General features: G+C 70.4%; 20 protein-coding genes and 2 tRNA genes. 17 read left to right on the top strand and 5 right to left on the bottom strand.

Annotated elements, in window-relative coordinates; all coding sequences use genetic code 11:
* Positions 1 to 58: 58 nt before the first annotated feature.
* Positions 59 to 946, bottom strand: coding sequence for a DUF389 domain-containing protein (locus LUW87_RS05145; protein ID WP_232670001.1), 888 nt, complete (start codon positions 944 to 946; stop codon positions 59 to 61).
* A gap of 141 nt (positions 947 to 1,087) precedes the next feature.
* Between LUW87_RS05145 and LUW87_RS05140 the strand changes: the two genes are divergently transcribed.
* A complete protein-coding gene (locus tag LUW87_RS05140; protein ID WP_232670000.1) occupies positions 1,088 to 1,840 on the top strand; it encodes a YceI family protein in 753 nt (250 codons plus the stop codon).
* A gap of 50 nt (positions 1,841 to 1,890) precedes the next feature.
* On the opposite strand, the gene LUW87_RS05135 is transcribed toward LUW87_RS05140, so the two are convergent.
* From LUW87_RS05135 to LUW87_RS05120, 4 genes are all read right to left on the bottom strand, one after another.
* Positions 1,891 to 2,712 carry a hypothetical protein gene (locus LUW87_RS05135; protein WP_232669999.1) on the bottom strand — a complete coding sequence of 274 codons (822 nt, stop codon included), beginning with the start codon at positions 2,710 to 2,712 and terminating at the stop codon, positions 1,891 to 1,893.
* Positions 2,713 to 2,856: 144 nt separating this feature from the next.
* Positions 2,857 to 2,931 (bottom strand) — tRNA-Gly (locus LUW87_RS05130).
* A gap of 96 nt (positions 2,932 to 3,027) precedes the next feature.
* A tRNA-Pro gene (locus LUW87_RS05125) sits at positions 3,028 to 3,105 on the bottom strand.
* Between the two features lie 50 nt (positions 3,106 to 3,155).
* Positions 3,156 to 4,547, bottom strand: coding sequence for a M15 family metallopeptidase (locus LUW87_RS05120; RefSeq protein ID WP_232669998.1), 1,392 nt, complete (start codon positions 4,545 to 4,547; stop codon positions 3,156 to 3,158).
* A 216-nt stretch (positions 4,548 to 4,763) separates the two neighbouring features.
* On the opposite strand from LUW87_RS05120, the gene tig reads away from it, so the two are divergent.
* From tig to LUW87_RS05040, 16 genes are all read left to right on the top strand, one after another.
* Positions 4,764 to 6,215 carry a trigger factor gene (tig, locus tag LUW87_RS05115; RefSeq protein WP_232669997.1) on the top strand — a complete coding sequence of 484 codons (1,452 nt, stop codon included), beginning with the start codon at positions 4,764 to 4,766 and terminating at the stop codon, positions 6,213 to 6,215.
* Entirely contained in the window at positions 6,212 to 6,883 is a 672-nt protein-coding gene (locus LUW87_RS05110; protein WP_346742398.1) for an ATP-dependent Clp protease proteolytic subunit, read from the top strand. The genes tig and LUW87_RS05110 overlap by 4 nt, the downstream gene beginning before the upstream one ends.
* A 36-nt stretch (positions 6,884 to 6,919) precedes the next feature.
* Positions 6,920 to 8,191 (top strand): ATP-dependent Clp protease ATP-binding subunit ClpX, encoded by a 1,272-nt coding sequence (clpX, locus tag LUW87_RS05105; protein WP_232669996.1) that lies wholly within the window; start codon positions 6,920 to 6,922, stop codon positions 8,189 to 8,191.
* Between the two features lie 11 nt (positions 8,192 to 8,202).
* Positions 8,203 to 9,507: a bifunctional folylpolyglutamate synthase/dihydrofolate synthase gene (locus LUW87_RS05100; RefSeq protein WP_232669995.1), complete on the top strand. Its 1,305-nt coding sequence runs from the start codon at positions 8,203 to 8,205 to the stop codon at positions 9,505 to 9,507.
* 217 nt (positions 9,508 to 9,724) lie between these two features.
* A complete protein-coding gene (locus LUW87_RS05095) occupies positions 9,725 to 10,153 on the top strand; it encodes a TadE family protein (RefSeq protein WP_232669994.1) in 429 nt (142 codons plus the stop codon).
* A complete protein-coding gene (locus LUW87_RS05090; RefSeq protein WP_232669993.1) occupies positions 10,150 to 11,466 on the top strand; it encodes a pilus assembly protein TadG-related protein in 1,317 nt (438 codons plus the stop codon). Before LUW87_RS05095 ends, LUW87_RS05090 begins: the two co-directional genes overlap by 4 nt.
* 10 nt (positions 11,467 to 11,476) lie before the next feature.
* Positions 11,477 to 12,121 (top strand): Flp family type IVb pilin, encoded by a 645-nt coding sequence (locus LUW87_RS05085; protein WP_232669992.1) that lies wholly within the window; start codon positions 11,477 to 11,479, stop codon positions 12,119 to 12,121.
* A gap of 56 nt (positions 12,122 to 12,177) precedes the next feature.
* Positions 12,178 to 12,585 carry a nucleoside-diphosphate kinase gene (gene ndk, locus LUW87_RS05080; RefSeq protein ID WP_232669991.1) on the top strand — a complete coding sequence of 136 codons (408 nt, stop codon included), beginning with the start codon at positions 12,178 to 12,180 and terminating at the stop codon, positions 12,583 to 12,585.
* A 154-nt stretch (positions 12,586 to 12,739) separates the two neighbouring features.
* Positions 12,740 to 13,786, top strand: a complete 1,047-nt coding sequence (locus tag LUW87_RS05075; protein WP_283250865.1) for a rod shape-determining protein — start codon at positions 12,740 to 12,742, stop codon at positions 13,784 to 13,786.
* 17 nt (positions 13,787 to 13,803) lie between these two features.
* Complete coding sequence (gene mreC, locus LUW87_RS05070) at positions 13,804 to 14,631, top strand: rod shape-determining protein MreC (RefSeq protein WP_232669990.1); 828 nt, start codon at positions 13,804 to 13,806, stop codon at positions 14,629 to 14,631.
* Entirely contained in the window at positions 14,628 to 15,137 is a 510-nt protein-coding gene (locus LUW87_RS05065) for a hypothetical protein (RefSeq protein ID WP_232669988.1), read from the top strand. The genes mreC and LUW87_RS05065 overlap by 4 nt, the downstream gene beginning before the upstream one ends.
* A 115-nt stretch (positions 15,138 to 15,252) precedes the next feature.
* A complete protein-coding gene (gene mrdA / locus LUW87_RS05060; RefSeq protein ID WP_232669987.1) occupies positions 15,253 to 17,220 on the top strand; it encodes a penicillin-binding protein 2 in 1,968 nt (655 codons plus the stop codon).
* Positions 17,221 to 17,223: 3 nt separating this feature from the next.
* A complete protein-coding gene (gene rodA / locus LUW87_RS05055; RefSeq protein WP_232669986.1) occupies positions 17,224 to 18,369 on the top strand; it encodes a rod shape-determining protein RodA in 1,146 nt (381 codons plus the stop codon).
* A 32-nt stretch (positions 18,370 to 18,401) separates the two neighbouring features.
* Positions 18,402 to 19,748, top strand: coding sequence for a replication-associated recombination protein A (locus LUW87_RS05050; RefSeq protein ID WP_232669985.1), 1,347 nt, complete (start codon positions 18,402 to 18,404; stop codon positions 19,746 to 19,748).
* Entirely contained in the window at positions 19,745 to 20,167 is a 423-nt protein-coding gene (locus LUW87_RS05045; RefSeq protein WP_232669984.1) for a hypothetical protein, read from the top strand. Before LUW87_RS05050 ends, LUW87_RS05045 begins: the two co-directional genes overlap by 4 nt.
* Before the next feature lie 2 nt (positions 20,168 to 20,169).
* On the top strand, positions 20,170 to 20,454 hold the full coding sequence (locus LUW87_RS05040) for a hypothetical protein (RefSeq protein ID WP_232669983.1): 285 nt from the start codon (positions 20,170 to 20,172) through the stop codon (positions 20,452 to 20,454).
* Positions 20,455 to 20,467: the final 13 nt, after the last annotated feature.

Raw genomic sequence — 20,467 nt, 5'->3', positions numbered from 1 at the left:
CGGTGTCGCGTGAGGGCGAGGGCCGCCGGCCGTCCAGGAGCGGCCGGGGTCGCCCCGCTCAGGCCAACCGGCGGCGCAGCTCGAGGGTGACCACCCCGGCGACGAGCAGGCTGGCCACGTTCACGCCGAGTTGGACCGACGCGCCGAACAGCTCGGAGTGGTCCCGCCCGGCGAGGGCCACCCCGATGTTGGCCGCGGCCGGGATGGTCGTGATCGACACGAAGACCCCGACCAGGCCGCGAGCATCGGGAAGGGTGATGGCCAGCGCCCCGGCGATGCCGGCCAGCACGGCCACCACCACCGAGAGGGTGTCCGGCTCGGAGATGAACAGCGTGAGCTGCTGGCTGGGCACGGCGTCGGCCCGGGCCACCCCCGTGAGGCGCAGGATCTCGGTGAGGGCCCACGCCCCGGCGGCGGCCGCGGTGAAGCTGACCACGAGCGCGATCAGCCCGCGGCGCACCCGGTCCCAGTTGCGGTGGACGACGGACAGGCAGGTGTCGGCCACCGGGAAGTAGTCGGGACTGAGCGCCATGGCCCCGACGATCAGCAGCAGCTGGTCCTCGATGATGCCCACTGCGGCGATGGCCGCGGCGATGACCATGAGCGCCACGTTGATCCACGACAGGCGGCCGGCATCGTGGACCTCCTGGGTGACGGCCGCCCACACGACGGCATCGTCGTCGGGGTCGTCCTCCGCCCCTCGCGGGTAGAGCACCTCGGATCCCTCGACGGCGACATGGAGGCCGTCGATGGGGCCGCGGTGGGGGAGCAGGGCGAGGATGCGGTCGACTGACGAGCGCGGCACCTCGGCCAGCACGACGTCGCCGTCCGTCATCCGACTGGCTCGGGGGATCACCGCGATCTCGCTGGCGGCGGCGTCGGCGGACAGCACGGCGACGATGGCATCGGTGTGCCCGGTCGGGCAGGTGATGCGAAGCAACGGCATCAACGGTTCCGATGCGGGGCTCGGGATCGCACGAACACGGGGACCTCGGTGGGGGCGCTGGTTCGGGGAGGACGGGCGAGAGGATCGGTGCACCGGCGGCCCGACCGTCCCGGTGGGAGGGCCGTACCCTAGGCTCCGGCCATGGCCAAGCGGACCCCTGTCCTCATCGGTGCCGCTGTGGTGGTGGCCGTCGTCGTCGCCGGTGGTCTGTGGTGGTTCCTGCGTGACGACGCGCCCGACGCGGTGAGCCTCGATGCCGCCCGTGAGTCGGTCGAGGCCACCTCCTCCACCACCAGCATCGCTGCCGGCGGCGAGCCCGCCGAGGAGGGGTCCGACGGGATCGACGGCACCTGGACGGTCGACACCGACACCGGCGACTTCGACTTCGAGTCGGCCAGCGGCACCTTCGCCGGCTTCCGGGTGCAAGAGGAGCTGTCGACCATCGGCTCTACGACGGCGGTCGGCCGCACCGGCGACGTGAACGGCTCGATCACCATCGACGGCGACGCCGTCACCGAGGGCAGCTTCACGGTCGAGCTCACCACCATCACCACCAACGACGAGCGTCGCGACTCGCGCGTCCAGTCGGCGCTCGACACCGCCCAACACCCCACTGCGACCTTCACGCTCACCGCCCCGATCGACCTCGGACCGGGTGCTGTCGACGGCGAGCCGGTCACGACCACGGCGTCCGGCGACCTCGAGATCAAGGGCACCACCATCCCGGTGGAGGTGGCCGTGGAGGCCCAGCTGGTCGACGGCGTGATCGTCATCGTCGGATCGGTCGACATCACCTTCTCCGACTTCGGGGTGGAGACGCCGTCCGCGCCGATCGTGCTGTCGGTGGACGACGAGGGCGTGATGGAGTTCCAGCTCCTGTTGAACCGCGAGTAGGCGAGGCGGCGACGCCTGGGTCCGGTGCGGCGGCCGACGCTCGGATCCCGCTACCAGTCGACCTCGGGGGTCGGGGGGAACAGCCGGTCGCGCTCGCTCGTGAGCCGCGCGCAGTCCCAGTCCGGCTCGACCGGGATCAAGATGATGGGGCTCTTCGACAGGTCCTCGTGCTGGACCCACGCAGCCTGGGTGACGAAGGCCTCGTCGCTGGCGCCGATGACGAGCTGCTCGGAGCGGTCCGACACCGAACCGACCAGCGAGCCGTCGTCGCGCTCCTCGACGACGTAGGAGAAGATCTCGCGCCGGGCCAGGTAGAGCTCGCCCCCGAGCGCCTCCGACACCGTGATGGTCGCCGTGACCCCCGGCTTCCCGTCGCCGTCGTCGTCGGCGATGCGGGGGTCGGCCGGATCGGTGGGCAACGGGTCGTTCGCCGGATCCTCGAGGTCGACGCCGATGCCCGTGGGCGTCTCGGGGCGCGAGACCCGGGCCCGGCCGTCGGCGACGGTGAGCGTGACGGGAGTGGGAACGGGCCGGATGGCCTGGGTCGCGGTGTCGGACAACTGGACCTCGATGGGCTGGTCGCTGCGGTGCTCCGAGCTGCAGAACGAGTCCTCGGCGACGAGGGTGGTGCCCTCAGCGGACAGGTCGGTGAACCCATAGCTGATGATGAGCGTCTTCATGTCGCTGCTCTCGTACGCCACCACGTCGAAGTGGGCGTACCTGCCCGTCAGGCGCTCGATGGCCTGTCGGGTCTCGTCCGGCAGGTCGCCACCGGGTGCGTCGGAGGTCGACGAGCTCGCACCGCAGGCGGTGATGGTGGCCGACGCGGCCAGGCCCAGCGCGAGGTACCGCAGTCGGCGGGTGGCGGTCATGGCGCGCCTCTGTCGAAGGGCAACATGGCGACACTGTCGCACCCGGGCCGCAGCAACGGTGGATCGGAGGGGCAGCCGGGTGCGGGACCCGCAGGATGCCGAAGGCCCGGGCCGGGCTCGAGAGCCCTCCCGGACCGTCGGGGTTGGAGCGGGTGACGGGAATCGAACCCGCATAGCCTGCTTGGAAGGCAGGGGCTCTAGCCATTGAGCTACACCCGCGAGAACGACCACGGTACCTCGGCGTTCGACCCCCGTGGCCCTCGTCGGTCGAGCGCCCAGCCAGGGGTGGTGCCACCTGGACCGCTCGGTGATCGCTGGTCGGGGAGGGGAGATTCGAACTCCCGGCCTCCTGCTCCCAAAGCAGGCGCGCTAACCAAGCTGCGCCACTCCCCGGACCGGCTGAGCGTAGCGGGCGGGGGCCCGCCCCCGATCCCGCCGGTCGATCAGTCCCCGGACCCGCCCGGGGTCCCGCCGGTGGTGGGCTCGGCCTGCGTGGTCGTGGTCGTGGCCGTGGTCGGCGTGGTGGTCGCGGTCGTCGTGGACGTCGGCACCGTGGTCGGTGTCGTGGTGGAGTCCGGAGCGTCGGGCGCCACCGGCTCGGGCTCGGTGAAGATCGAGGCAGGTGGGTCCACCGTCACCGCCCGGCAACCGAGAAGGGTGTGTGAACCGGTGCCCGCGGCGTTGATCGCGTAGACGCACACGGTGTGGCGGCCGGGAGCCAACGCCAACGGAAGGTCGTAGCCGTGGGGATGGGCGGCGTAGGCGGGGAACGCCCTGGCCACGTCTCCCCGTGGGGCGCCCGCCTTCCATCCGCCGACGCCCTGGCCGTTCACGTACACGTGGACATCGATCGGTTCGCTGCGATCGGGATCGATCGCCCATCCGAGCACCCTGGCGCCACCTTGGACGGGCCGGACGGCGTCGAGCGCTCCGATCGGGCTCCCGCTCAAGGGGAAGCCGTTGTCGGCGAAGACGCTGCGACAGCCGAGGAGCGTCGACGTGCCGGTGCCGTGCGCCTCGATGCCGTACACGCAGACCTCGTTGGGGCCGTTGGCCAGCGGCAATCGGAGCGAGAACCCGTGGGGTCGAGAGGCGTAGGCCGGGAAGGCGGCGCCCACATCCGGCCGGGGGGAGCCTGCCCGCCATGCGCCGACACCCTGACCGTTGACGTACACGTGGACGTCGATGGGATCCTGTTGGTCCGGGTCGAAGGTCCACCCTTGCACGAGCGCGCCGCCTGCTCGAGGCGCCACCACGTCGAGGCTGCCGAGGGGGCTGCCCTGCAGCGGGAGCGCGTTGCCGAACCCGAAGTACTTCCCGTGGAACATCCTGCCGCCGTCGCCGATCCACTCCCAGTGCCAGGGCTCGGGCACGGGTCCGCCCTGGCGCATGGCCTTGGGGTGGAACCAGCCGTAGTGCCAGCCGTACGCCGTCAGCCACTTGAAGGCTTCGCTGTCGTAGGTCATCGGCAGCGACCCGTTGCGGAAGTCCACAGCCTTGCCCCACCCGTGGTTCGACGAGCCGGGAACGGCCGCCATGTGGCACTGGCTGAGCCCGCACCAGTAGTTGCGGGCCGAGATCTGGCCGGCGAGGTCGCGATAGCAGCTCGTGGGCGTGAGCTTCACGCCGTCATCGGCGGCGGCCTGCATCATGAGCTTCAGCGAGACCGCAGCCTCCCAGTAGACGGTGCAACCGTTCACGTTCACCAGCCGGCCGCCGGGCAGCTGGCCGTTCTCGGCCCCGAAGATCGGGGCCGCTCGGTTGTCGTCGTGGAGCTGTTCGCACGCCGTGCCGAACAGCGCCATCACGACGAGGACGGCGATGGCGGGGACCACCCGGAGACGGAGTCGGCGCGACGGCCTCGGCGTTCGACTCGGCGGCGTGGCCACGGCAGGGCCGGGCTCGGTGAGGGGAAGATCGTGCATCACGTGCTCCGGGACGATGGCCGACGTGGATCTATCGGCAGCTCTGGGCGCCGAGTGGAGCACAAACCCGGACAGACTCGGGCTCGTGCACGGGGCCGGCCGACCCACCGGTAGACTCCCGGGACTGTGAATACAACCGTCGAGCCCCTCGAGGGCAACAAGGTCAAGCTTTCGATCCAGGTCGACGAGCAAGAGTTCGAGCGGGCGGTCGACGCTGCGTTCAAGAAGATCGCCCGGGAGGTGCGCATCCCCGGGTTCCGGCCCGGCAAGGCGCCCCGCCGGCTCCTGGAAGCCCGCATCGGCACCAGTGCCGGGCGGGTCCAGGCCCTCCAGGACGCCCTGCCCGACTACTACCTCGATGCCGTCCGTGCCCACGAGGTCGACGTCATCGCCGCCCCCGAGTTCGACGTCACCTCCGGCGAGGAAGAAGGGCCGGTGCACTTCGACGCCGTCGTCGAGGTGCGGCCCACGGTCGAGGTCGACGGCTACGCCGAGCTCACGGTCACCATCCCGGCGCCGGTCGCCTCCGACGACGAGATCGCCGAGCAGATCGAACGCACCCGCGGCCAGTACGCCGAGCTCGAGGTCGTCGAACGGGCGGCCGACGACGGCGATTTCGTCACCATCGACATCGAGGGCAGCCAGGACGGCGAGGTGCTCGACGGGCTGGTGGCCACCGCCTACCTCTACGAGCTGGGCTCGGCATCCATCGTGCCCGAGCTCGACGAGGCGCTGCGCGGCGCGGAGGCGGGTGCCGAGATCGAGCTCGACGCCGCCCACCCCAACGACTCCGAGGAGACGCCCGAGGCGCCGTTGCACTTCGAGGTGTCGGTCACCGAGGTCAAGGCCAAGGTGCTGCCCGACCTCGACGACGCCTTCGCCGCCGAGGCCTCGGACTTCGAGACGCTGGCCGAGTGGCGCGACGACCTCGTCAGCCGCATGACCAACGTCAAGCGGGCCCAGGCCCAGGTCGCCCTACGCGAGCGCATCGGCGAGGCGCTGGCCGGGCTCGTGGCCGACGACCTCCCGGAGTCGCTGGTCACCTCGGAGATGCAGGAACGCCTCCAGGACATGGCGATGCGCCTGCAGGCCCAGGGCCTCACCCTCGAGCAGTGGATGCAGTTCTCCGGCACCGACCAGGAGAGCTTCGTGGCCGACCTGCGCGAGACGGCCGCCACCTCGGCCAAGGTCGACCTGGCCCTGCGGGCCGTGGCCCTCGCCGAGGGCATCGAGGTGACCGACGACGATCTCGAGGCCGAGTTCGTGGCCGTGGCCGAGCGGGTCGACTCCGATCCCGACGAGGTGCGGACCCGCATCACCGAGGCGGGCCAGCGCGCCGCGGTGGCGGCCGACATCGCCAAGCGCAAAGCCCTCGACTGGCTCGTCGAATCGGTCGAGGTCGTCGACGAGGACGGCAACGCCATCGACCGCGCCGAGCTCGAGGTCGACGAAGAGGCAGAGGACGACGACGACGCCGGACCCGAGGCGTCGGCCGACGCGGCCGATAGCGTCGATGACGACACCGCCGCTGACGCCGACGCCCCCGGGGGCGCGGACGACGAAGGGAACGCCGAGTGACCGTCTCGACCGGTGGAGGCCTCGCCGACCTGCGGGTCTCCAACTACATCCCGAACCCTGCGGTGCTCTACGAGACCAACCGCGGGCAGACCATCCAGGCCGATCTGTACTCGCGGTTGCTCAAGGAGAACATCATCTTCCTGGGCACCCCGATCGACGACACGGTCGCCAACTTGATCTGCGCCCAGCTCCTGCACCTCGAGTCGGAGAACCCCGACAAGGACATCAGCATCTACATCAACAGCCCCGGCGGCGACATCACGGCGCTGTTCGCCATCTACGACACGATGCAGTTCGTCAAGCCCGACATCTCCACCATCTGCTTCGGGCAGGCGGCATCGGCCGCCGCGGTGCTGCTGGCGGCCGGCACGCCGGGCAAGCGCCTGGCGCTGCCCCACGCCCGGGTCCTCATCCACCAGCCCTACGCGGGAGCCCAGGGGCAGGCCACCGACATCGAGCTGGCGGCCAAGGAGATCCTGCGCATGCGGACCCTCCTCGAGGAGATGCTGGCCGCCCACACGGGACAGACCGTCGAGAAGGTCCACCGCGACACCGACCGCGACTTTGTAATGTCGGCAGAGGAAGCCAAGGAGTACGGGATCCTCGACGAGGTCATCTCGGCTCGTTCGCTCGCCGATGTCAGTGGTCCCATCACGGCCGTCCGCTAGGACGGTCCCGAACGCTCGGAGCGGGGGAAGACCAACGTGGCCAAGTTCGGAGACGGGGGCGAGCTGCTGAAGTGCTCGTTCTGCGGCAAGTCGCAGAAGCAGGTCAAGAAGCTCATCGCCGGTCCCGGCGTGTACATCTGCGACGAGTGCATCGACCTGTGCAACGAGATCATCGAAGAGGAGCTGGCCGAGACCGGTGAGGTCCACTTCGACGAGCTCCCCAAGCCCCGGGAGATCTTCGAGTTCCTGAACGACTACATCGTCGGTCAGGAGCCCGCCAAGAAGATCCTGTCGGTCGCGGTCTACAACCACTACAAGCGGGTGCAGTTCGGTGCGGCCCACCACGACGAGGTGGAGCTGGCCAAGTCGAACATCTTGCTGTTGGGTCCCACCGGCTGCGGCAAGACCCTGCTGGCCCAGACCCTGGCCCGCATGCTCAATGTCCCCTTCGCCATCGCAGATGCCACCGCGCTCACCGAGGCCGGGTACGTGGGCGAGGACGTCGAGAACATCCTGCTGAAGCTCATCCAGGCCGCCGACTACGACGTCAAGAAGGCCGAGACGGGCATCATCTACATCGACGAGATCGACAAGATCGCCCGCAAGAGCGAGAACCCGTCGATCACCCGCGACGTCTCCGGTGAAGGCGTGCAACAGGCGCTGTTGAAGATCTTGGAGGGGACCACCGCCTCGGTGCCGCCCCAGGGGGGTCGCAAGCACCCCCACCAGGAGTTCATCCAGATCGACACCACCAACATCTTGTTCATCTGCGGTGGAGCCTTCGCCGGCATCGACCGGATCATCGAGAGCCGCATCGGCAAGAAGGGGGTCGGGTTCTCCGCCGAGCTGCGCTCGGACAACGCCGACCTCGGCCAGCTCTACACCGCCGTCCTGCCCGAGGACCTCTTGAAGTTCGGCCTGATCCCCGAGTTCATCGGGCGCCTCCCGGTCATCGGTGCCGTCTCGAACCTCGACCAGGCCGCCCTCATCGAGATCCTCGTCGAGCCGCGCAACGCCCTGGTCAAGCAGTACAAGAAGTTCTTCGAGTTCGAAGACGTCGAGCTCGAGTTCACCGAGGACGCGCTGGCGGCGGTCGCCGACCAGGCCCTCCTGCGGGGCACCGGCGCCCGGGGGCTGCGGGCCATCCTCGAAGAGGTGCTGTTGGGTGTGATGTACGAGCTGCCCAGCCGCGACGACATCGAGAAGGTCGTGATCGACGCTGACGTGGTGCTCGAGAAGGTCAACCCGACGCTCGTGCCCCGTGCCGCGACGCCCCGCACGACGCGGCCCCGCCGCGCCGCCAGCTGAGCCGACTCCCTTTGGAGTACCGCGACGCCCTCCGGTTCCTCGACCGGCACATCAACCACGAAGCCACCGCCGGCCGCATCTCCGGGCTGTCCCTCGACCCCATGCGAGCGCTGGTGGAGGTGCTGGGCGACCCTCAGCAGGCGTATCCGGTCATCCACCTCACCGGTACCAACGGCAAGGGCTCCACCGGGCGCATGATCACGGCGCTGCTCGCCGAACACGGCCTGTCGGTGGGCAGCTACTCGAGCCCGCACCTGCAGAGGGTCAACGAGCGCCTGGCCTGGAACGGTGAGCCGATCGCCGATGACGACCTGGCGCGGGTCGTCACCGAGCTGGCCCGCCTGACCCCGTTGTCGGGAACCGAGCCGTCCTACTTCGAGCTGCTGACGGCCGCGGCCTACCTGTGGTTCGCCGAGATCGCGGTCGACGTGGCGGTGGTGGAGGTGGGCCTGCTCGGCCGCTACGACGCCACCAACGTCGCCGACGCCGATGTCGCCGTGGTCACCAACGTCGGTCAGGACCACACCGACGGCCAGGGCGACTGGATGCAGCGCATCGCCTCCGAGAAGGCGGGCATCATCACCCCTGAGTCGGTGCTGGTGCTGGGGGAGACCGACCCCACCCTGCAGGCCACCTTCCTGGCCGAGGGACCGCGCCTGACGTGGCGGCGCGGTGAGGACTTCGACATCGTCGAGGAGTCGTCGGCCGTCGGTGGCCAGATGATCTCGGTGCGCACGCCGCTGGGCAGCCTCGACGACCTGTTCCTCCCGCTCTACGGTCGCCATCAGGGCGCCAACGCAGCATGCGCCATCGCCGCGGTGGAGGCCTTCTTCGATCGTCCTCTCGACGCCGAGGTGGCTCGTGAGGCCCTGGCCACGGTCACCATGCCGGGCCGTCTCGAAGTCGTGCAGCGCAACCCGCTGGTCCTCCTCGACGGGGCGCACAACCCGCAAGGCGCCATGGCCCTGGCCGAGACGGTGGCCGAGGAGTTCGACGTGCCCGGTCGGCGCATCCTGGTCGTCGGGCTGTTGTCGGGGCGTGACCCCCGCCAGATGCTCGACGCCCTCGACGCCCAGCGCGCCGACCTCCTCGTCGCCTGCACCCCGGACTCCCCGCGTGCGGTTCCCGCGGCGGACCTGGCCGCGGTGGCCGCCTCGGTCCCGGTGCTCACCGAGATCGTGCCCGATCCCGCCGAGGCGCTCGACCGCGCCCTCGCCGTGTGCACCGAGGACGACGTGGTGTTGGTGGCCGGTTCGCTCTACGTCGCCGGCGCCGCCCGCACCGAGATCGAACGCCGCCTCCGCGAGGACATGTAGCCACCTCACGAAACGGGTTGCATCGTCAAGTTCCGGTGCTCGTGTGCCGATGCAGTGATTGGGCCTTACGGCCCACGGCACCGGCCCCGCGGGTCGCTACCGTCGAAGCAGACCTTCCTCTGGACGAGAAGGACATCCGATGTTCTCCCCCTGCATGGCGCGCCGACGGCGTGCTCACCCAAGGATCCCCCGTCGAGGACGCGGCGACGACGGCGCCGTGCTCGTCGAGGCCGCCCTCATCCTCCCGGTGCTGTTCCTGGTCGTCGCCGGGATCCTCGACTTCGGCGTGGCGCTCAACGATCGCAACGCCATCCGGCATGGCGTCAGGGAAGGCGCCCGCCAGGGCGTGGTGGCCGAGGGCGCCGGGATCGCCACCACCGACGAGCTCGAAGCGCTCACCCGCGATCGCATCGGTGAGCTCACCACCGTCGACGACCTCGAGGTCTACGTGCGGGTGGCCGACCCCTACCTCGTCGTGTGTGCCGAGGCCCAGGTCGAGAGCCTGACGGGCTTCCCCGTCGTGGCCGATGCCGTGGAGGGCGAGGTGCGCGACAAGGCCGTCATGTTCATCGAGGGCGATGGTGTGCCCTTCGGCTCCAGCCCCGGCACCCCGGCGTGGTGCGACGCCCAGGAGGCCACAGCATGATCACCCTTGCGAGGTCCGGCCGAGCACGTGACGACGACGGCGCCGTGCTGGTGCTGATGGCCGGCGGGCTGATGGTGGTCGTGCTCCTGGTGGCTGCGCTGGCGATCGACGTCGCCTACGCCCGCCAGGAGCGGCGCCAGGCGCAGACGTCGGCCGACGCCGCCGCGCTGGCGGCGGCCCAGACCTTCGCCGACGGCGGCAGCGACGCGGAGGCGGCCGAGGCTGCTCGCCAGATCGCGGACATGAACTGGTCGGCGCTCACGAGCGCGGCCTGGTCCGGTTGCACGGTGGGGCAACCCGACGGCTACGAGGTGATCGGAGCCAGCACCGGGAGCTGCGTGTCGGTCTACCGACCGGGCGGAGTGGTGCGGGTCGTCCTCCCCGAGGAGATCGCCCCGAGCTTCTTCGGCGGGGTGGTGGGCAGCGACGGCACCGACGTGACCGCATCGGCCGAGGCCAAGTGGACGCAGGCGACGACCGGCGACCCCGGCCCGTGCGGCATCTGCGCCATCGGTGGGGCGTGGTTCCAACAGGACGGGAACGGCAACATCAACAGCGAGGACGGCCGCGGGGTGTGGGCCGACCGGCTGCTGATCAACACCAACGGCAACAACAACCGTCCGACCACGCTCGTCTACGGGATCCAGAACGAGTCCAACAACGACAAGTACACCTACGCGTCGGTCCCCTCCGGAGCGCCGTACTTCGGTCGGGTTCCCAACCCCTTCGAGCACGTCACCGTGGACTACACGGGTGTCACCATGGGCACACCGGAGAACGCCGGGTGCGACGACCTGGTGCCCGACAAGATGTGGAACCAGAAGGTCAACCTCAGTGGGAACTGCACCCTCACCGAGTCGGGCAACTACTACTTCCGTCGGGGCCTCCAGGTGAGCGGCTCGCTCAAGAGCGCCGCGGGGGCCCGGGTCACGCTGATCTTCGGCTGCGCCGGCGGCAACCCCACGGCACCGACGAAATGCGAGGGAGCCCACACCGGAAACTTCGATGTGAGCGGGAGCCTGCAGCTGGACGAGCCGTACCACATGGGCGTGTCGATCCTCTGGGACGAGACCGCCGTCGGGGCCTCTGTGTTCAACAAGGACGGCAACGGCAACGTGAAGCTGGGCGGCGCCTACTACTCCAAGAACGCCACCCCCTCGATCAACAGGGGGAACTTCGAGGCCACGGCCCTCGTCTTCGGTGGGGACGGGCTCTACGGGAACCAGCACAGCTCGGTGATCAAGATCACCGCTCCCTCCGGCGGCACAGGAGGAGGTGGCACCGGTGGTGGCTCGGTCAGCCTCTATCGCTGAACGCGTCCCGGTGGCCCCCGATCGCGGCGCCAGCCTGGTCGAGTACGCGCTGATCGTCAGCCTGTTCGCGCTGGTGGTCCTGGGCGCCCTCCAATGGGTCCAGAGCTCGGGCAGCGATGCGCTCGACGACGCCGGTGCCAACGTCACCCCGACCATGACCGCGGGCGACCTCCCGCCGGCCACGACGCCCTCGGAGCCGCCGACCGGTCCGGCCCCTGACCCGGTTCCCGATCCCGACCCGGTTCCTGACCCCGATCCTGCTCCGGATCCCGATCCCGATCCGGATCCCGATCCCGATCCGGCGTCGCTGGCGACGGACATCTCCTTCGCTTCCACCGAAGCGCTCAAGTGGGGTTCCAACTGGGCGCCGAGCATGACGTTCGACTACGGCGGCTACGACAGCGCCAAGGTGACGCTGCGCCTCGCTCGGACCTATGCGGATGGTCGCGCCACGTCGCCGACGCTCTACGAGGTGTGGGTGAGCCCGAACCAGGCCAATTCCACGCACACGGGGCAGTGGCCCCGCACCGGCAAGGACGCGGTGACGTCGGTAGAGGTGGCGGTCGTCCAGATCGAGGCGCGTTCGGCGCCCGGGGCCTGGCCTCTCACGGTCCACGAGACCGGGGGCCCGGCGGTCACCATCGCCGCGCCCTGACGGCCGGGCCGTCGACTGTCGCCCTGGTCGCCGCCTCGTCTAGGTTGAGCGGCCCTATGGATCGCACCCTGGTCATCTGCAAGCCCGACGCCGTGGAGCGTGGTCTCGTCGGCGAGATCATCAGCCGCCTCGAGCGCCGCAACCTCACCCTGGTCGCGGCCGAGCTGCGCACCCTCGACGCCGACAGCGCCGGTCGGCACTACGCCGAGCACGCCGACAAGCCCTTCTACGGCGATCTGGTCGACTTCATCACCCGCGGTCCCGCCATGGTCCTGGTGGTCGAGGGCCCCGAGGACACCTGGAAGGTGGTGCGCACGATGATGGGCGCGACCAACCCCCGCGAGGCCGCCCCCGGCACCATTCGCGGCGATCTGGGCATCCTCTTCACCGAGAACCTGATCCACGGCTCGGACAGCCTCGAGTCCGCCGCCCGCGAGATCGACATCTTCTTCCCCGGCCTCTGACCCTCCGTTCATCTCTCTGTTGCAGTCACGTTACGGAGCGGTACCCTTTGCGGCGTCGACCGGTGTGAGCGGGCCCGGCCGACGCGCTCGGCCGTGGTCGCCTACCCTGAGCACCTCCACCACCCCGCCGAGCACCTCTCGGAAGGTCTCCCGCATGGCCGGACAAGTCTTCACCTCGCTGTCCAACATCATGGGCCGCGACATGGCCGTCGATCTCGGTACGGCCAACACCCTGGTCTACGTGCGCGGTGAGGGCATCGTGCTCAACGAGCCCTCTGTCGTGGCGGTCAACGTCAAGGACGGCCGACCGGTCGCCGTCGGCACCGAGGCCAAGCGCATGATCGGGCGCACCCCGGCGCACATCCAGGCCATCCGCCCGTTGAAGGACGGCGTCATCGCCGACTTCGACATCTGCGAGAAGATGCTGCGCTACTTCATCCAGAAGGTGCACCAGCGCAAGTGGTCCAAGCCCCGAATGGTGATCTGCGTGCCCTCGGGCATCACCCCGGTCGAGCAGCGCGCCGTGCAGGAGGCCGCCGAGTTCGCCGGTGCCCGCAAGCCGGCCTACATCATCGAAGAGCCCATGGCCGCGGCGATCGGTGCCGGCCTGCCGGTGCAGGAGCCCACCGGGAACATGATCGTCGACATCGGTGGTGGCACCACCGAGGTGGCGGTCATCTCGCTGGGGGGTGTCGTCACCTCGCAGTCGGTGCGCACCGGCGGCGACGAGCTCGACGACGCCATCATCAACTTCATCAAGAAGGAGTACAGCCTCGCCCTCGGTGAGCGCACCGCTGAAGAGGTGAAGATGGCGCTCGGGTCGGCCTGGCCCCTCGAACAGGAGCTGCACGCCGAGATCCGCGGCCGCGACCTCGTGACGGGCCTGCCCAAGACCATCGTCACGACCACCGAGGAGATCCGCGAGGCGCTCGAGGAGCCCGTGTCGGCCATCGTCGACGCCGTCAAGGTCACCCTCGACAAGACGCCCCCCGAGCTCGCCGCCGACATCATGGAGCAGGGCATCGTGCTGGCCGGCGGGGGTGCGCTGCTCAACGGCATCGACGCCCGGCTGGAGCACGAGACCGGCATGCCCATCGTCATCGCGCCCAACCCGCTGTTCGCGGTGGCGATCGGTTCCGGTCAGTCCCTCGAGGAGTTCGACGCCCTCAAGGGCGTGCTGTTCTCGACGACCATCACCTGACGCCCGCGCCGTAGTCCGTGGCTCCTCCCCGCCGCAGCGGTCGTCGTCGCTTCACCCTGGTGTTGCTGGTCCTCACGTCGATCACCCTGCTGACCCTCGACTTCCGCGGCTTCGCCCCCCTCGAACGGGCCCGTTCGGCCGTGCTGTCCGTGCTGTCCCCGGTGGGCGACGTGGCCGCCAACGTCTTCGACCCCATCGGCGACTGGTGGGACTCGGCGTTCAACAGCGACGAGATCCTCGCCGAGAACGAGGCGCTGCGAACCCGCGTCGACGAGCTCGAGGGCGAGCTCACCAGCGCGCAGGTGGCCAAGGACTCCCTCGAGGAGCTCCTCACCCTCGTGGGGATCCCCTTCGTCGGCGACATCCCCACCGTTCCGGCTCGGGTGGTGTCCGGGGCCATCGGCAACTTCGACACCACCATGGAGCTCGACAAGGGCAGCTCCGACGGCATCGCCGAGGGCATGCCGGTGGTCACCGGCCGTGGCCTCATCGGCCGCGTCGTCAACGTGTCGTCGGACCGCTCCCGGGTGGAGCTGCTCACCGGCGGCAACCTCCGGGTGGGCTTCCGGACGGTCGGCACCAACATCATCGGCACGGTCAGCGGCACGGGTCGAGCCGGTCAGCTCACCGGCTCGGTCTCCCAGGACCGCCCGGTGGAGGTCGGCGACATCCTGGTGACGAGCGGGCTGGAGCTCAGCCCGTACCCCGCCGGGCTCCCGGTGGGCACCATCACCGGGATCACCGAGGACGACGCGGCGCGGGTGAAGCGCCTCGACGTCACCATGCTGGCCGACGTCTCCGACCTGACCTTCGCCAGCGTGGTGCTCTACGAGGCCCCCCAGTGACCGCGGTGCCGGTGCGCTTCGCGCTGTTGGTCATCACCGCGGTGGTGCTGCAGCGCGGGGTGGCCTCCCAGATCCGCATCGCCGACGCCGTGGTCGACCTGCTGTTGGTCCTGGCCGTCGCCGCCGGTATCGCCGGGGGCGCCGAGCGGGGCGCGACGGTGGGGTTCTTCGCCGGGCTGGCCATGGACCTGATGCTCCCGAGCCCCATGGGCCTCGGCGCTCTCAGCTACCTGGTGGCCGGGGCCGTGGCCGGTCTCCTGCGTTCCGGCGAGGTGCGCTCGGCCCGGTGGCGCACGATGGTCACCGCCGCTCTCGGCTGCGCGGTGGGCGTGGTGACCTTCGCCATCGGTGGCGCCATCCTGGGTCGATCCGACTTCCTCGGGTGGCACCTCCTCGGGGTGGTGCTCATCGTGTCCCTGGGCGGGGCGTTGCTCGGCCCCCTCGCCGTGCGCCTGTGCCACTGGGCCGACGGCGACAGCGACCGACTCCGCCCCGCGCTGCGATGACGGCGCCGGTCTGCTTTGCTGGGGAGCCAGTGCACCTCGTACCGCTCCCCTCACCGTCGCTCCCCGGCCCGTCCCGATCGCAGCCCTGATGGACACCTCGTCGCCTCGCCTGCGCATGAGCGTCCTGGGCTTCGTCGTGCTCGGGTGCTTCGTCGCGCTCTTCGCCCGGCTCTGGTACCTCCAGGTCATGGCCGCGCCGGAGCTGAGCATCGAGGCGGCCGCCAACCGCACCCGGGTGGTGGCCGAGGAAGCCCCCCGAGGGCGCATCCTCGACGTCAAGGGTCGGGTCCTCGTCGACAACCGCACCTCGCTGGTCGTCACCGTCGAGCGCCGGGCCTACAGCGAGCTCGACGACGCCGAGCAGACCGATCTCGTGAGCAACCTGGCCGAGACGCTCACCCGCTTCGGCGTGCCCACCAAGATCGCCAGCGTCGAGCGGCGCCTGGCCGACCCCCAGTACGACCCGGTGCAGCCCGCTCCCGTGGCCGCCGACGTGCCCGAGGAGCTGGAGATCTACCTGGCCGAGCACGCTCGGGAGTTCCCCGGCGTGGAGGTGCGGCGCGAGACGGTGCGCACCTACCCCGAGGGCCGGCTGGCGGCCAACATCCTCGGCTACGTGGGCCGCATCTCGGGCGAGCGGCTCGAGACGGCGGAACCGGGCGTCGATCCCGACACCGGGGTCGAGAAGACCTACCAACCGTCGTCCAACATCGGCCTGGCCGGCATCGAGGCCACCTACGAGGCCGAGCTGCGGGGCACGCCAGGCATCGAGGTGCTCGAGATCGACGCCGACAACCGCCCGGTGGGGCAGGTCAGCTACCAACCCCCCAAGCCGGGGAGCGACATCCAGCTCAACATCGACATCGACGTGCAGCGTCGTTCCGAGCAGGCCCTGGCCGACCGCCTGGCCTACTGGCGGGGCAAGCCCCAGTCGGGGGCCGACCTGCGCCGCAACGCCCCTGCCGGTGCGGCGGCCGTCGTCGACCCCCAGGGGGGCGCGGTGCGGGCCCTGGCCACCTATCCCAGCTATGACCCGGCCGAGTTCGTCGGTGGCATCTCTCAGCAGCGCTACGACCAGCTCACCGACGTGGGTGGGGTGAGCGCGCTGGTCGACCGGTCGATCTCCGGCCAGTACGCCCCCGGCTCCACCTTCAAGCTGGTCACCGCCGACGCCGCCCTCACCAACGGTGTGTACGGGCCCAACGACTGGTACAACGACACCGGGGTGTTCGAGATCGGCGGCCAGGAGTTCACCAACGCCGGTGGCGCCGTCTACGGCAGCGTGGACATGAGAAGGGCCCTCACCGTGTCGGTCGACACGTACTTCTACAGCCTCGGTGCCCGCATGGACGGCACCACCCAGATCCAGGACGCGGCCGCCCGGTGGGGCTTCGACGCGCCCACCGGGGTCGACCTGCCGGGGGAGTCGGCCGGCTTCGTGCTCACCCCCGACGAAAAGCAGGCCCTGCACGACCAGTACCCCGACGCCTACCCCTACGGCGAGTGGTTCACCGGCGACAACGTGCAGCTGGCCATCGGCCAGAACGTGGTGGTGGTGACCCCGTTGCAGCTGGCCAACGCCTACGCCGCCCTGGCCAACGGCGGCACCATCTACCAGCCCCGGGTGGCGTGGCGGGTGCTGCGATCGGGATGGAACCCCCTCGAGACCCCCGAGCCCGAGGTCCTGGAGGTCATCGAGCCCTCCGTCGTGCGCACGGTCGACGCCGACCCCGAGGTGCTGCGCATCATCGAGGAGGGCCTGGCCGGGGTGACCACCGACTCGCGAGGTACGGCCGTGGGCACCTTCGCCGGCTTCGACCAGGGGGCCTTCCCGGTGGTGGGCAAGACGGGCACCGCCGAGGTCACCTTCTTCGAGGACGGCGTGGAGAAGAAGCGAGCCGACACCTCGCTGTTCGCGGCCTTCGGCCCGAGAGGCGACGCCAAGTTCGCCGCCGCCGCGGTGATGGAGGAGTCCGGCTTCGGTGGCGAGGGCTCCGGCGTGGTCGTCCGCCAGATCCTCGAGCTGGTCAGCGGCCAGGAGCTCACCGGCGGCGACATCCAGACCCGGACGACCGGGGACTAGCCGGTGCAGCCCACCTACGTCTCGCGCCGCGCCTCCAACCTCAGCCGACGCGACCCCACGGCCCCGCTCAAGCACATCGACCCGGTGCTGCTGGTGTGCACCCTGGCGCTCGCCTTCGTCGGGATCATCGCCGTGTGGAGCGCCACCCGGGGCCCGGGCCCGGACTTCGACGACAGCTTCCTCGTCCGCCAAGGCGTGTTCGTCGTCGGCGGCACCGTCGCCCTGGCCGTGTTCTCGCTGGTCGACTACCGCAAGCTGCACGACTGGGCCTGGGTGTTCTACGGGCTCACCACCGTGCTGCTCATCGGGGTGCTGTCGCCGTTCGGGACGCGGGTCAACGGGGCCCAGGCCTGGTTCAGTCTCGGGCCCTTCCAGCTGCAGCCGGCCGAGTTCGCCAAGCTCTCGCTCATCGGGGTCCTGGCCTTCATGCTCTCGGAGTTCCGGGGCGACATCGACCTGCGCCGCCTGGCCGCCCTGCTGGTCGTGCCCCTCGTGCCGATGGGGCTCATCATGCTCCAGCCCGACCTCGGCCAGGTGCTCACCCTGGTGGCCATCACGCTCGCCATGCTGCTCGTCGGCGGGCTGCCGGGGCGCTTCATCGCCGTGCTCACCGTGATCGGCGTGGTCGGGGTGGTCGGCATCCTCAACTCGCCGGTGCTGGCCGAGTACCAACAGGACCGCCTGACCGCCTTCGCCTTCCCCGGCGATCCCGACAACTCGGCCACGTACAACATCCAACAGAGCCAACAGGCCATCGCCTCGGGTGAGGTCACCGGCCACGGCCTGTTCGAGGGCCCCCAGACCCGTCTCGGCTACGTCCCCGAGCAGCAGACCGACTTCATCTTCACCACCGTGGCCGAGCAGTTCGGCTTCGTGGGCGGGGCGACCGTGCTCGTCCTCTACGGAGTGCTCTGCTATCGCATCTGGCGCACCGCCCAGATCGCACGTGACCTGTTCGGGACGCTGGTGTGCATCGGCGTGCTGGCCATGTTCGCCTTCTCGATCTTCCAGAACGTGGGCATGGCCATGGGCATCATGCCCGTCACCGGCATCCCCCTGCTGCTGCTGTCATCGGGAGGCTCCTCGACGATGGTCGCCTTCGCCGGCCTCGGCCTGGTGCTCAACGTGCACATGCGCCGTTTCCGGTGAGGTCGTGACCGCCGCCGTGGCAGGCTGCCCGGGTGGCTGACGACCTCTTCGCCGCCGCCGCCGAGGACCGCCTGACCCGCCAGGCCCCGCTCGCGGCCCGGTTGCGCCCCACCTCCCTCGACGACGTCGTCGGCCAGGAACACCTGCTCGGCCCCGGTCGGCCCCTGCGCTCGCTCATCGAGGCCGACCGCCTCTCGTCGGTGATCCTGTGGGGCCCGCCGGGCACGGGCAAGACCACCATCGCCCAGCTCATCGCCCGCACCACGGCCAAGGCCTTCGAGCAGCTCTCGGCCGTCACCGCCACGGTGAAGGACGTGCGCGAGGCCGCGGCCCGCGCCCAGGACCGACTCGGTCAGCGGGGCCAGGGCACCATCTTGTTCCTCGACGAGGTGCACCGCTTCAACAAGGCCCAGCAGGACGCCCTGTTGCCCTCGGTCGAGTCGGGCCTGCTCGTCCTCGTCGGCGCCACCACCGAGAACCCGTTCTTCGAGGTCAACCCGCCGCTGCTCAGCCGCTCCACCCTCTTCCACCTCGAGCCGCTGTCGCTCGAGGCCGTCACCCGCCTGGTGCGCCGCGGCCTGGAGGCCGAGGGCGTCGCCATCGACGACGACGCCCTGGTGTTGCTGGTCGAGCGCGCCGCCGGCGACGGACGCCACGCCCTCACCAGCCTCGAGGTCGCCGTGGCCCTGGCCCACGAGCACCCCGACGCCGTGCGCGACGCCGACGGCCGCGCCGTCGACGAGGCGGTGCGGGTGCGGGTGGCCGACGTGGAGGCGGCCCTCGGCACCAAGGCCCTGCGCTATGGACGCGACGACCACTACGACGTCGTCTCGGCGTTCATCAAGTCCATCCGGGGCTCCGACGCCGATGCCGGTCTCTACTGGTTGGCCCGCATGCTCGAAGCCGGCGAGGACGCCCGCTTCATCGCCCGGCGCCTCGTCATCCTGGCCAGCGAGGACATCGGCCTGGCCGACTCCCAGAGCCTGGTGGTGGCCGACGCCGCGGCGAGGGCGGTGGAGTTCGTCGGGCTGCCCGAGGCCCAGCTCAACCTGGCCCACGCCGTCGTGCACCTGGCGTCGGCGCCCAAGTCCAACCGGGTCACCGTCGCCCTCGGCCGGGCCCGGGCCGACGTCAAGGAGCGTGCCGGAGGAGAGGTGCCGTTGCACCTGCGCGACGCTCACTACAAGGGGGCCAAGAGCCTGGGCCACGGCAAGGGGTACGAGTACCCTCACGAGGACCCCGAGGGTTGGGTCGACCAGCAGTACCGGCCGGCCGAGCTGTCGGAGCGGGTCTACTACGAGCCGTCGTCCAACGGCGACGAGGAGCAGGTGCGCCAACAGATGCAACAGCGACGACAGCCAGGTGGGGGAGCGTCGTGAACGGTCTCTCGGTCGTGCTCATCGTGGTCGCCATCGTCGGCCTGGTGGTCGTGGCCATGGCGGTGCAGTCCCTCATCACCACCCTGCGGTCGTTGCGCGAGACCGTCGACGACCTCCGCCGCGAGACCCTGCCCGCCATCGCCGAGCTGCGCGCCACCGTCGACGCCGCCAACGGCGAGCTGCAGCGCGTCGACTCCCTCCTCGACACCGCCGAGGACGTGTCGGCCCGGGTCGACGCCACGTCCAAGCTCACCTGGATGGTCGTGCGCAACCCGCTGGTCAAGCTGGCCTCGGCCTCGGTGGCCACCGAACGGGTCGCCCGCCGCCTCGGTCGCGCCGATCCCGAACCGCCGCGGGCCCTCGAACCCGCCGACCGGCGCATCGCGCGCCGGTCTCGCCGCGAGCGCAAGGCGGGCTGAGGTTGTTCAAGCGCGCCACCTGGTTCACCGTGGGGCTGGCGGTCGGCGCCGGTGGCACCGTGGTCGGGTACGTGCGGGCCCGCCAGCTGACCCGTCGCCACGTCCCCGAGTCCGTCCAGGACGCCGCCGGCCGGGCCGCCCGCCGGGCCGAGGACGAGGTCGTCGATCTCGCCGAGCGGGCCTCCGGGGCCATCGACGAGTGGCGCACCACCGCCGCCGAGACCCGACGCGACCGCGCTCAGGCCGAGGCCGTGCTGCGCCACGAGCTCGACCGAGCCGGCCTGTAGTCGGCCGACAGCC

Source organism: Rhabdothermincola salaria (assembly GCF_021246445.1).
Lineage (GTDB): Bacteria > Actinomycetota > Acidimicrobiia > Acidimicrobiales > Acidimicrobilacustridaceae > Rhabdothermincola_A > Rhabdothermincola_A salaria.
This window is presented reverse-complemented; position numbering and strand designations above follow the sequence as displayed.